Source organism: Candidatus Omnitrophota bacterium (genome assembly GCA_041650805.1).
Classification (GTDB): domain Bacteria; phylum Omnitrophota; class Gorgyraeia; order 2-01-FULL-45-10; family 2-01-FULL-45-10; genus JBAZKM01.
The window spans coordinates 88,333-101,304 of record JBAZKM010000006.1 but is presented as its reverse complement, the minus strand read 5'-3'; the positions used below and the strand labels follow the sequence as shown (position 1 = coordinate 101,304).

The following is a 12,972-nucleotide window of genomic DNA, read 5'->3' as shown; positions in this document are numbered from 1 at the left end:
TTCAGAACCTGCTCATAAATATTATCAGCAACAGCACGGCAGAAAAGATATACGCCAGATAGAGATGGATGCTTCCCGGCTGTATCCTTCTCATGGACTTAGCGGCTTTCAACACAATGGCAAGCGCCGGGTCGTAAACGAATTTCCTGAATACGGGAGTGGTGTGCGTCTCATAGGCGAACGATTTAACATGATAGAACGACTCCCTTATCTTCTGCGTCCTGCGGTAAGGCAAAAGAAAAAAACTGAAGGCGATCCTGAACGGCTTGGAAAAAGCGGTTGCCGTATATTCGTTGCGCGGACCTAAATTATAGTAACCGCAATCCCATGTCCCGCGATCTCTCACCTTCTCTTTACTGTATAACCTGTACACGACAAACCCCGCAAGGGCGAGCGCGGCCAATACGAGCGCAAGCAAAGGGGCGGAAAGATATATGCCGCGGCCTATCTGCGGGCTGACTGTGAAATTGCTAAGGGAAAAACTCATGCCGCTTACATCGACACCGGTTGCCGACCCGGAAACTATCGCCAGGTACCTGATGATCACCGCGGCCAGCAGGCCAAAACCTGCGGTCAAAAGCGCCAGGAAGAGCATGCAGGCCCTCATGGAAAGTGAGACCTCTTTCGCATCCCGGGCATAATGGCTCCTGGGAAGCCCCAGGAAAGTCACCCCGAATGCCTTGACAAAACATGCGGCGGCCAGGCCGCCTGTCAAAGCCAGCATCGCGGCGCAGATCCCAAGGAAAAGCCTGGCTCCTCCCGCCACATTAAAAGCCCCTAAAAAGAATGCCTGCAAAGTCATCCATTCGCTCACGAAACCGTTCAGGGGCGGTAAAGCGGAGATCGCCATCGACCCTATCAGAAAATAGGCCGCGGTCTGCGGCATCTTTTTGATCAGCCCTCCCAATTTCTCTATATCCCTGGTGCCTGTCGCCTTATATACGCTGCCCGCGCATAAGAAGAGCAGCCCTTTAAAGATGGCGTGGTTTATCAGGTGGTATAGGCCGGCGATCATGGAAAAGACGGCTAAATAAGGCAGGCCCCTGCTTGTAAAAAAAATCGCCAGCCCCACCCCTAACAGTATTATCCCGATATTTTCCACGCTATGGTATGCAAGCAGCCTCTTTATATCGTGCTCCATGAGCGCATAGATGACACCTACAAGACAGGAGATCACCGCTAAGATCAGGACCAGGACTCCCCACCAGGAAGAATTTACGCCGAGGGTAAATACCACAAACCGGATGATCCCGTAAATAGCCGTCTTGATCATGACCCCGGACATGATGCTTGAAATGTGGCTCGGCGCCTGAGGGTGGGCATATGGCAGCCAGATATGCAATGGCACGATCCCCGCCTTTGTCCCGAAACCGATCAAGAGCAGTAAAAATACCGCGTCTTTGGTCCGTGCGGGCATCGCCCGGCAGGCATCTTTTATCGCGAAAAGATCGAAGGAATTCGCATGTTTATACATGATAAAGAACGCGGCTATCAGAAAGGCGGTGCCGATATGCGCCATCACTATATAGATCATCCCTGCCCGTATGGACCTCTCGTGCTTTGTGTCAAAGACCACAAGAAAATAGGAGACGAGGGACATGATCTCCCAGAATACAAGAAAGACAAAAAGGTTGTTCACGGTAACTACCAGGGCCATCGATAATATAAAAACGAGCAGCAGGAATGTGGCGAGGGTTATCCTGGCGGATGAATACTTGCCATTAAGATAACTGAAAGAGTAAATTGCCGCCGGCAGGGAAATGACAGAGATCGCGAAGAGGAAGAATACAGAAAGCGGATCGAACAGAAAAAGTTGTTTCGGTAAGATATCCAGCATGTTGACGAAATAGCCCTTATAAAAAGAAAAACCTCTGCCCGTAGTTAAAACTACAAACAAAGGTTTCTCGTTATTCTCTTAGTCCAGACCCACCTCAAAACTCGGAATCTCTGTAATATTATTTTTTATATTTTAACATATATCCTGTAAAAATCAAGATCATTCTGCCGGTATATCTATTTCGCATACATCAGGCCTACCGGCCGTTCCCGGATTCCTTCTTAAGCCTCTCCACCTCGTTTTTAAGCTCTATGATGCGCTCTTCCCTGCCTACGCTTGCCTTGTAAAAGACTTCCAGCTCATGCATATGCCTTATGTTCTCCTCTTCGATCTTTTTAAGCTCTGTAATGTCCTGAAAGGTGCCTCTCAGCTTAACGACTCTTCCGTCTTTAACAAGCGCCTCGCCGACAGCCCTGCACCATTTGATATTGCCTTTCGCGGTCCTGAGCTCCGCCTCGAACTGCATGGGCCGCCTTGTCTCTATAAGCCTCTCTATCTTTTCCTGTACCATCTCACGATATTCCGGGAGGTAGTAGTCCACGTGCTTGTACAGGCCGGGGATGGGTCTGTTATACCCTATCTCCACGATATCGTAGGTCCCCTTTGTCCATGTCGCCCTCCCCGTTTCGATGTCCATCTCCCACCCGCCGATCTTTGCGATATCTCCCACGTCGTTCAGCAACTTCTCCTGTTCCCTGAGCGCCTCCTCCGCTTTCTTGCGCTCTGTGATATCCCTGAACGTCCCGACAAGATACTGCTTGCCGCTTATCTCGATAATGGCCGTGTTTATGGATACCGGGGTCTTCTGCCCGTCTTTGGTGAGAACGTACGACTCCCCGAGCACATCATCTCCGGAAGCCTGCCTTTTGAATACGGCCATTATTTCATCCACCGCCTCTTTTGGATGAAGATGATCGGCGCGCATCGACAGGATCTCTTCCCTCGAACGCCCGGTCAGCTTTTCGGCCTGCAAGTTACAGTCAAGGAGCATCCTGGTCTGCGGGTCCGCGACGAATATGGCGTCTTTATTCTGCTCGAACAGCGCCCTGAAACGTTTTTCGCTGGCGCGCAGCTTCTCCTCAGCCTGCTTGCGCCCGTCATCCGGCTTTTCGATCTCCGCTATACGCTTCTGCAGGAGCTTTATCTCTTCGATAAGCTCTTCTTTGGTCCTCTCTTCCTGTCTCATGGCCTTACCCCCATATTAAAGCCCGGTGCGGATGCCACCCCGGATTTTATATTAAACTTGTATCTTAATACCCTGATCACCTGTATAATATATACCATACAGGAAAGGATAAGACAATGGCAAGGGATAACTACTCGTACCGGAAATACAAGAGGGAGCTGATCAAGAAGAAGAAGAAAGAAGAGAAGATGCAGCGCAAACTGGATAAAAAGAATAAACAGCCATCCGCCGATGCCCCGGCGCAGCTCCCGGATGAGACAGCATCTGCCGTACCGGATCAACCGCTATATGGCCAAGATAATAAGGTTCAATAAAAAACGGAGGTTCTGCAGGCTGACCAGTTGCAAACGCCTGCTCAGTATCTATAATTTCTCTGTATACTGCCACGTCCACCAGCACCTCGCCTTGACCAAAAAGACCGTCACGGTTTCAACTGCATAGAGCCAAATTACAGGCGGACCACATCCTCATCATGATATAGGGAAAGGAACAAAAGCATATACTCCCTGAGATGGCGTGTGATCAAAAAATTATTCCTTATATGTTCCCTGCCGTTCTTACCCAATTTTTGCGCGTAGCCGGGGCTGTTTAAAAGCTGCTTTATAGCGAAAGCGGCGCCTTCGATCGAATGGCAAAGAAGCCCCGAATATTTATGCGTTATCTGTAAGGGGATACCGCCTACATGAGAAGCCACCACAGGCTTTCCTTTCCACAAAGCTTCCGCAACTGTCAGGCCAAAGCCTTCTTTTATCGATTTCTGCACGATGACGGTTGAGGCACGCTGCAACGCGTTTATCTCAATATCGTTTTGAGCCAGCCAAAGGATGTGTATATCTTTATCTTTCGCGGAGATCTCTTTGCATTCTTCATATACCGATACGCCTTCGGGGTCATCGGCCGCTCCGCCCCCCGCCAGCACAAGCTGGCAATCTGTATATTTTTTAACGTTCATATAAGCCTCTATCACTCCGACCGGGTCTTTAAGGCGGTCAAAACGCGATATCTGCGTGATCATGGGCCTATCGGGATCGATACCATATTTCTTCAATGCGTTATCTATGACCTCCTGCGGGAGCTCTCTGTTCTTATCGCTCAGGGGATCGATAGAAGGCGAGATCAGGAATTGTCTTATCGGTAATTTCTGGGCAAATTCAGGCGCGGAAAATACGGCGGCGTTATATTTCACTATAAAATCGCATAAAAACTTCCATACAACCTCGTCCGGGTCCGATACGTCCACATGGCAGCGCCAGATCCACTTGTTCTCTGACTTTTTGTTTACAAGCATTACCGGTTGCGGATCATGGACAAATACTATATCGCCGCATATATCCATTTCGTCGATATTCCGCTGCCCCGTCTCCATGAAAGTGACGAAGTCGCCGCTGTCTATCTTCTCTTCTTTGCCGTGCAGCGCGTTATGGAATCTCTTGGTGACTTCAAAGAACTTCTCGCCGCCCTTTATCACGTCCCAACGGGTATCGACGCCGAGTTCCCGCAAAAGCGGGACCATGCGGCTCAATATCTCAGCGACGCCGCCGCCGACCGCGGTCGAATTTATATGCTGGACCTTCCTGCCCTCCAGCCTTTCGGCAAGCAACCTCAGGTCGTTTATGACCGCCTGTCCTACGATCGGGACGTATTCGTCGATCCTTGTCATCTTTTAATGCTCTTTTCTGCGATCTGTATTATCGTTTTACGCAGATCTTCCAGCGTATAAGTATAGGGATCCAGTTTCAATATCTTATTTGCCAGCTCTTTGTTGCCGAGCGACGTCTCTATCCAATTCGAGAAATCGTTCGTCTTTTTGCCGAGCCTGAGACGCGCTTCGAAGATATGAAAATATATCGAGTCCAGGTCCGCTTTTTTCAATATCCCGACAAACTCTGCCAGGTCGGTTGCCGCATATTGTGTGGGTAATATGAAGCTGACTGATTTCATAAAATGAAACTCTTCGTTCTTATGGACAGATCTTCCGGCGGCGGCCGGGTTGGATATCAGATATCTCTCGATCGTGGAGATGATCTTTTCCTGCAGTTCCCGGATCGTCGTAAACTGGACCGTATCTATGCTGGCGAGCATCTCCCCTAATTTTTCCTCTCCGAGAACGCTCGTCACCCAGTAGGCGAAGTCGTTGGGGGGTTCCGGAGAGAGATATTGGTGCTGCTGTAAAAAACGGTGGGTATGGTGATAGATCGACGATTCCGGCATGACCCTTATAATATCCACGAGCTGTTTGAGATTGGACGCTTTGCGCCCCGTCAATTCCGACAGGTGAAGACGCGTATAAAATACGAACGGCTCTTTAGCTTTTTCCGGGATCGGCATCCGAAACGCCCTTTTTGATCTTTAATATCATTCCGAGCAATTTTACGACCTCTTCCGTGTCATTGACATAATAAGACGCGGCCGTCCTGTTGCCTGCCCCCACCCTTATGGTGATCCCTTTTTTGTCATTGGTCTCTTCGAACGCGGTTTCGTCCGTTTCATCGTCTCCTATATAGACGGGTATGGCGCTCATATGGTTTGCTGCCGGGTGTTCCTGCAGGAAAATATCAACTACGGCCTTGCCTTTTCGTCCCACACCGGCGGGCAGCACTTCAAAAACTTTTTTGCCGGCCACTATGTCTATCTTCCCTTCGGCCCGGTAAGGGCTTGTCGCCTTATCGAACATGCCGTTTATGACCGCGTCTTCCAGATGCGCCAAACGATAGTGCAGGCTTATGGTAAACTCCTTGTCCTCGATCAATACCCCTTCTGTTTCCGCGAAGGTCTCATTTAACCTATCTCTTATTTCTGCAAACATCTTTTTGACGCGCGGCGGCATCATCCATCTGGAACGCAATCTCGAATCATACACTTCGAGGCCGTGGTTGCCGACGTAAATAAGGCCGTCCAGACCCACCTTTTCCCTTACATCGTCCAATGCCCTGCCGCTTACTATGGCAACGCGGAATTGGCCGTTCCCGGACAGGGCCTTAAGCAGCTCTTTCGTTTTTTTGGGAAGGACGGCCTGTCCCGGGGTATCGGCTATGGGCGTCAACGTGCCGTCAAAATCCAAAAAAAGGAAGATGCGGTCCTTTTTCAGCATCTCCTTTAATGCATCCCATTCGTCAAAAAAGTATTTCATAGCGGATACGTGCTTATGGTTTTTTGAGAGCTGCCAGCTCTGTGATGATATCTCCTGCCCAGCGATAGACATTATTTTCCCTGATGATATTACGCATATTCTCCATGCGCCTTTCCTTCTCCGGTAAAGGCATATCCGAAGCCAATTTGATACTGTCGGCGAATTCCTCTATAGAGTATGGGTTGATCTGGATGGCATCCGTGAGCTCTCTTGCCGCACCCGTAAACCTGCTCAATAGCAGGCTGCCGTTCAGGTCGTTCTTCGCGGCGATATACTCTTTCGCGACAAGGTTCATCCCGTCGTGGAGTGAGCTCACGATACATATGTCGGCGATCCTGTAAAAAGGTTTTATCTCTTCCGGCGAGAAGTGGCGTTTAAGGTATATGATGGGCTTCCATTCATCGCTCATATGCTTCCAGTTGATCTTTTCTGCCAGCTCATCAAGCTCCCCCATAAGATCATGATACCTTTTTATATGTACCCGGCTGGGGGCCCCTAACTGGATAAAGACGAATCTGCCTTTATAAGACGGGTATTTTTCGATGAAGCGGTCCACCGCTATCATGCGCTCTGCCAGGCCTTTTGTATAATCTATCCTGTCAACCCCGATGGCGACTATCTTACCGTCAAGTTCGAATTCTTTGCGTATCCTGTCCATCTCATCTTCTTCATCCTGAGCGACGCTTGAGCTTATTCCTATATCCACGCTGATCGGAAAAGACCGCACCAGCGTCTCTTTGCCTGAGCGTACTATGCTGAACTTTTCGGCGTCGACACGGCATTCCAATAACCTGTTTGCCGTGTCTATGAAATTATTACAATGGTACTGGACATGGAAACCTATCAGATCGCATCCCAGCATGCCGTCCAGGATCTCCGCCTGATAAGGGCATGTAGAGAATACCTCTGGATTCGGCCACGGTATGTGCCAGAAAAGCGCAATGGTAGTATCGGGCCTCTTCATCTTTATCATCCGGGGCAGGAGCGTAAAATGATAATCCTGGATAAATACGAACGGATTTTTGGCCGGCAGTTCCTCCAATATGCTATCCGCGAACTTCTGGTTGACTTTCCTGTACGTTTGCCAATCGGGCTCTCTGAATATCGGCCGCGTGTAAGTAATATGGCATAACGGCCATAGCCCTTCGTTCGAAAATCCATAGTAATAACCGTCCTCCTCTTCTTTGGTCAACCATATCCTCTTCAGGATATAACGGTCATCCCCGGGCGGGACACCGAGCTTATTCTTGGAATTGACGAATTTTCTGTCGGCATTGGCGCTGCCGTGAGCCACCCACGTCCCGCCGCAGGCACGCATTATGGGATCAAGCGCGGTTACGACGCCGCTGGCCGGGCGGACACATTCCGGCCGTCCCGTGATCTCGTTCGTAATATGAAGATACGGCTCCCTGTTCGACACGATGAAGAGGGCGTTCTCACCCAGCTTCGACCTCACCACATCTTTTAATCTAGAGTCGGTCCACAGGTCCTCTTTTTGTATCCTTTGGGTGGCCTCTTCGCTTGCCGCCTTCCGGGCTACTCTTATACTGAGCGCGGCCTGTTCTACCTCGCTGGCCAATTTACCGAGCTCACCCTTTTCTTTGATAGGGTGTTCTATATCTATTTCGCCTTTCTGAAAACGTTTGAACCATTCGGTAAGCTGCTCTACGGGAGCGGTAAATATTTGACGCTGCACCAGGAGCGAGATCAACACGATGAACACGACCAGGGCTATCAGGACCGTGCTCAGGCGCCGCCACAATTCGGCCAGCTGTGTAAAGACATATGACGTATCATATAAAACTTCTTCTGCCCCTACGGTATTCCCTTCGTCATCCTTTATAGGAAGCACATAACTATAGACGCTGTAATCTTTGAATTGCTCAACCGCTCCCCTGGCATCCTTATCCGCAATGGCGTCTTTTATATAAGGTTTTGACCTCTCCTTCCATTCCGAAAACCTGTCGGTGATGGCAATGACATTGCCGTCTTTGTCATAGATAACGCATCCCTGCGACCTCTCTCTCTTCTGGAATTTTTCAACCAGCCACCTGGCATCGCGCAGATTATTATTTACAAGCGCGTGCTTCACTGAAAGCTCCATGCTCTCGGCCACGGCCCTGGCCTTCCTCATCAGATCGTCAAAGAGCCGCGTCTCTTCGGACCTTACCTGGAATATGCCGAATCCCATAAAGGCTATCGTAACAATAAAAAGGATCGGTAATATGAATAAAAGGAGCCTTCTCACTATAAGTTCTCCGAAATAAAAAAACCGCCCTCCCGGGTTTTACCCCGAAAGATGGCGGCCCGACCATCTTGATACCCCAACCTCCTGAAATGCCTGCGCATCTCAAGACCGCTTATGCTCTTTTGTATATTATATCATGTAAGATCGCGTCTGCAAATGTATTCTTACAACGTTCGCTTCTTGAAAAAGAAAAATGTGACGAGTGCCATCATCTCCATGACAGCGGCGAAAAGTATGACATAGAGCAGGGATATCTCATACAAAAAACCTACCGCTGCGCTTCCCGCGAACCAGGCCAGCCCGTACACCGTATTGAAGACGCCGTAGGCAAGCCCCCTCTGTCGTAGAGACGACAGGTCCGCTATGGCAGAACGCATGATAGTTTCATGTATCCCCATCACTATGCCCCAGAGCGCTATACCTGCCACCACTGAACCATAGCTTCCGGAAAACCCCAAAAAAGATACAGGGAACGTTATGAAAGGGATCACCATGAGCGACCTTAACCCGGCCTTATCATAGATCCTGCCTATAATAAGGGCGGCTATGCCGTCAAGGGCCATCGCGGCCGCATACAATAAAGGTATCTGGAACGTGGCAACGACATTTTTCGCGTTGATGTGATATGCTATAAGCGGAAAATTTACAAGCCCGGCCACGCTCAAGAAGATGAATATTACATATATCCAGAATTGGTGCGGGAGTTTTTCCTTTTTCACATCCGCGGCCGTTTCCCGGGGCATCTCCAGCTCCTGCGGAGAAGCGACCTTTCTCCTCGCGATCATGAGAATAAGCAAGACCAATATGGCCGGCGCCCATAAAATAGAAAAACCCTGCCTGTAACTGCCTTTTAAAAGGAAGACGGCGCTGAAAAAGAGCGGGCCGATAATGGCGCCGATCTGGTCCATCGCTTCATGAAGCCCGAACCCAAAACCCCTTCCTACATGCTTGGTAGCATAGGAAAGCATGGCGTCCCTTGCCGGACTTCTGATCGCTTTACCAAGACGCTCCGCGATGATAAAGACCGCGGCGATCTGCCATGAGCCGGCAAAGCCCAATAATGGGACGGCCAGGATCAGACCATAGCCCAGTATCGTCAACGGCCAGTAGGCCCTGCTGCGATCGGCTAAATAGCCGAATGGAAGCCTGAGGAAATAACCGGCGAATTCGCCTATACCTGCTATGAGGCCTACTATAGCGGCGCTCGCGCCCAGCGTAGACAGGTAAGGCCCTATTATGCTCCTGCCCCCCTCATAGACGATATCTCCGAAAAGGCTGATAAGCCCCATCAGGATGATGAACTGATAGGCCAGCCGTCTCAGGCCGGACCTATCATCCGTTTTCCGTCCTGCGAGATCCATTCCTGCTCCTTGCGCCGGGTGTTATGTCTATTTCTTTAACCTGCTGATGCCTCTAACCACCACAAAAATGGCGGATGCCACGATCAGGAAATCGATGGTCGTATTTATGAACTGCCCGTAATTAATGGAGACCGCCGGGGCATTATCGGTCGCTGCCTTAAGGATTATCTTGAGGTTCTTGAAATCCACCCCGCCGATCAATAACCCCAGGGGCGGCATGATTATGTCGTTGACCAAAGAGCTGATGATCTTACCGAAAGAAGCCCCTATTATAATACCCACCGCCATATCCACCGCATTGCCTTTTATCGCAAAATCCTTGAACTCTTTTACTATAGACACACAGCACCTCCTTTATGACTATTTTACCGAGGATCAAGCCCTGCGATCTCCCGCATGATCTCATCACTTATCAGTTGATATGCCTCTCTGGTCTGCTCTCCGGCACATTCTTTCGTGAAATAGATCGGTTTGCCGATATATATCCTCACGGGACGGCGCTTGAACGTTCTCACTCTGCGCGGCAATGCGTCAAACGTGCCTTCTATGTACGCGGGCACGACGGGCACTTTTGCCATGTACACAAGCATCCCGATACCGAATTTCGCCCGGTGTATCTTTCGGTCCTTAGTCCGGACACCCTCGGGGAAGATGGCGAGAACCTTGCCTTTTGCAAGCAACCGCAGCGAATTCTTTATCGCGCTTAAGTCCCCGCCGTGTCTTTTGACCGGGATCGTGTTAGCGTGCTTTAAGACCCAACCCATCAGCGGATAAGACAGCAGCTTGTCGCGGGCGATAAAATGGAGCGGCCGGCTCGTGGACGCCGACATCAGAAGCGGATCGAGATAGCTCGAATGGTTCGCGGCAAATATGAACGCCCCCTTGGCGGGTATGTGCTCACTTCCATAAACCTTGGCCCATAGGCACAGTTTAAAGAAGATAACGGCAGCCCAGCGGATCATAAAGTAGAACATATTTCTCGAATTTTCATATTTTCAAACTTGATTCTTCTTCAGAAACTACCTTTCCGTCCTTCAAATAGATTATACGATCGGCCTGGAAGCCGAGCTTAGGATTATGAGTAGCTAAAATTATTGTTAAGCCTTCTTCCTTGTTTATCTTTTTAAAAATATCGAATATCTCCTGGGAGCTTCTGGTATCAAGATTTCCTGTCGGCTCATCTGCAATGAGGAATTTTGGAGACACTGCCAGTGCCCTGGCGATTGCCACCCTTTGCCTTTCTCCGCCGGACATCTCCTTTGGCAAGTGATCAACGCGATGCCCGAGGCCGACCTTTTCGAATAGCTGCAGCAGTTTTCTCCTTTCCTGCGGGCGCCTCGCGAAATAGAGAGAAAGTTCTACGTTTTCAATAGCTGTTAAACTCGGTATTAGCAGAAAATCCTGAAATATAAATCCTATGTGGCCGCGCCTCAGGCCAACCAGATCATGCTCTTTCACATTCGATACATCTTTCCCGAACACCTCAAGCCTGCCTGAAGAAATATTATCCAGGCAGCCTATAAGATCCAAGAGAGTTGTTTTACCTGACCCGGACGGGCCCATAAGCGCGATAAAATCACCGTCATGTATCTCCAGGCCGATACCATTCACAGCATAGACCTCTTCGGTACCGCGTATATAAACCTTCTTCAATCCTGAGGCTTTTATAATGGTTTTTCGCATAAGCTATTCCCCCTTTCGAATAGCTTCTATGGGCTTCATGGAAGACGCCCTGAAAGCCGGATAAAGACCCGCAACGAGTCCCATGATTACCGCGCCGAAGAATGAAAGAGTTAGTATATGCGGCGTGATAACGACGAGATGGCCTTTGGGAGCGTATGGCAATACCGATTTCAGCACATACTCGATCGTCTTGCCGCCTAATAAAGCTATTATATTTCCCAGAGCGCCTCCGAAGATACAGATGAGCGTCGTCTCCACCCATATGATCTTGAATATATCCAGACGGGAAGCGCCGATAGCTTTCATAACGCCTATTTCACCGGTGCGTTCGAATACTGACATCAATATCGTATTTACAACCCCTATGACAGCAATGATAACGGCTATCAATGCGATCGAGCCCGTCATAGCTTTAGCCGATGAGACAAGATTAAGAATTGTCCCTTTTACCTGAGCAAGGCTGATGACCTGTATCCCGGGTTCGTTATACAGGTCTTCCTCGAATTTCGACAACTGGGCCATATCTTTCAGTTTTATGCCTATTCCCGTCAGTTTATCCGGGACTTCGAATATCTTCTGGGCTACGTTGAGCGGTAAAAATATGATTCCGTCGTCTTGTGTGCCGTTCCTTTCAAAGATGCCGACAACGGTAAGCACCTCGTTCCTGCCCGGTATGAATATCTTATCTCCTACGGAACGCTGTTCATATTCGGCGACCTCATAACCCATTATGGCTTCATCGGCATTATCACTTGAAAACCACTTTCCGGAATTGAACTTTGACCACGGCTTCAGGGTTAAATATGAATCCGCTACACCCATGTATAGCGATATTCCGCCGCTGCCGGACTGTTTTCCGGGGTCATACGCTGTTGCCACAAGCTGAGGAGTTATCTTATCGATCCTGGTATCGCTCGATATCCGTTTATAGACATCTTCGTCCATATAACGCAATCCGCCGCCGCCCTGCAGCATCAGAGTCGCGGCTTCATAAGGACACCCCTTCGCGGTAACCAGCACCTGATAACCCATCTTATCGATGTCGTTATTGAGCGACCTTTGATAACCCGTATCGAATCCCCATAGACTGACCAGGACCGCTATGGCTATCGCCACGCCGCCGATGGTCAAAACCGTGCGGACCTTTTTCCGCGTCAGATTTTTAAGGGAAACTGAAAATATATTCATCGTATCTCCACCCCTCTTGCGGTCAATATCAATTTGCCGGATTCTATCGATATCCTGCCTTCCGCGATCGCCTTCCTGCCGACATTCTGCGGGATGGCGAACCCTGAAGGCGCAAGATCTGTATATATCGCAGCCCCTTCATCCTCCAGATTAAACCAGCACCCTGTCTCGCATACGAGAGCTATCCTCCCTTCCACAGTTACCGCCTTACCTTCATAATCCTGCGGGTGCATGACTATATTTTTTATTGCGGTAACATTCCGGTTTGAGATCTTCTCTCCGTAAGTCTCAAGTCGGCCGCAACCGGTGATTGCCGCGATAACCATAAATATTGATACC

12 protein-coding genes and 1 pseudogene are annotated in these 12,972 nt (G+C 49.5%); 1 reads left to right on the top strand and 12 read right to left on the bottom strand.

The window, feature by feature from the left end; translation table 11 throughout:
• Window position 1: 1 nt before the first annotated feature.
• Window positions 2–1,837 carry a proton-conducting transporter membrane subunit gene (locus WC515_05695; GenBank protein MFA5146841.1) on the bottom strand — a complete coding sequence of 612 codons (1,836 nt, stop codon included), beginning with the start codon at window positions 1,835–1,837 and terminating at the stop codon, window positions 2–4.
• Between the two features lie 196 nt (window positions 1,838–2,033).
• On the bottom strand, window positions 2,034–3,023 hold the full coding sequence (locus tag WC515_05690; GenBank protein ID MFA5146840.1) for a PAS domain S-box protein: 990 nt from the start codon (window positions 3,021–3,023) through the stop codon (window positions 2,034–2,036).
• 116 nt (window positions 3,024–3,139) lie between these two features.
• Between WC515_05690 and WC515_05685 the strand changes: the two genes are divergently transcribed.
• Complete coding sequence (locus WC515_05685; GenBank protein MFA5146839.1) at window positions 3,140–3,337, top strand: hypothetical protein; 198 nt, start codon at window positions 3,140–3,142, stop codon at window positions 3,335–3,337.
• Between the two features lie 134 nt (window positions 3,338–3,471).
• Here WC515_05685 and WC515_05680 read toward each other — a convergent pair whose 3' ends face one another.
• The 10 genes and pseudogenes from WC515_05680 to WC515_05635 form a co-directional block, all read right to left on the bottom strand.
• Complete coding sequence (locus WC515_05680) at window positions 3,472–4,683, bottom strand: glycosyltransferase (protein ID MFA5146838.1); 1,212 nt, start codon at window positions 4,681–4,683, stop codon at window positions 3,472–3,474.
• Complete coding sequence (locus WC515_05675; protein ID MFA5146837.1) at window positions 4,680–5,351, bottom strand: DUF5752 family protein; 672 nt, start codon at window positions 5,349–5,351, stop codon at window positions 4,680–4,682. Before WC515_05675 ends, WC515_05680 begins: the two co-directional genes overlap by 4 nt.
• Complete coding sequence (otsB, locus tag WC515_05670) at window positions 5,329–6,153, bottom strand: trehalose-phosphatase (protein ID MFA5146836.1); 825 nt, start codon at window positions 6,151–6,153, stop codon at window positions 5,329–5,331. The genes WC515_05675 and otsB overlap by 23 nt, the downstream gene beginning before the upstream one ends.
• Before the next feature lie 13 nt (window positions 6,154–6,166).
• On the bottom strand, window positions 6,167–8,344 hold the full coding sequence (locus WC515_05665) for a trehalose-6-phosphate synthase (GenBank protein ID MFA5146835.1): 2,178 nt from the start codon (window positions 8,342–8,344) through the stop codon (window positions 6,167–6,169).
• 221 nt (window positions 8,345–8,565) lie between these two features.
• A complete protein-coding gene (locus tag WC515_05660) occupies window positions 8,566–9,762 on the bottom strand; it encodes an MFS transporter (protein MFA5146834.1) in 1,197 nt (398 codons plus the stop codon).
• Window positions 9,763–9,792: 30 nt separating this feature from the next.
• Window positions 9,793–10,104: pseudogene (gene mscL, locus WC515_05655) on the bottom strand (large-conductance mechanosensitive channel protein MscL).
• Window positions 10,105–10,127: 23 nt separating this feature from the next.
• On the bottom strand, window positions 10,128–10,736 hold the full coding sequence (locus tag WC515_05650; protein ID MFA5146833.1) for a lysophospholipid acyltransferase family protein: 609 nt from the start codon (window positions 10,734–10,736) through the stop codon (window positions 10,128–10,130).
• Between the two features lie 13 nt (window positions 10,737–10,749).
• The gene (locus WC515_05645) at window positions 10,750–11,445 is read right to left on the bottom strand and encodes an ABC transporter ATP-binding protein (GenBank protein MFA5146832.1); all 696 of its coding nucleotides are present in this window, start codon (window positions 11,443–11,445) and stop codon (window positions 10,750–10,752) included.
• A gap of 3 nt (window positions 11,446–11,448) precedes the next feature.
• A complete protein-coding gene (locus tag WC515_05640) occupies window positions 11,449–12,633 on the bottom strand; it encodes an ABC transporter permease (GenBank protein ID MFA5146831.1) in 1,185 nt (394 codons plus the stop codon).
• Window positions 12,630–12,959, bottom strand: coding sequence for a DNA-binding protein (locus WC515_05635; protein ID MFA5146830.1), 330 nt, complete (start codon window positions 12,957–12,959; stop codon window positions 12,630–12,632). The genes WC515_05640 and WC515_05635 overlap by 4 nt, the downstream gene beginning before the upstream one ends.
• Window positions 12,960–12,972 lie beyond the last annotated feature (13 nt).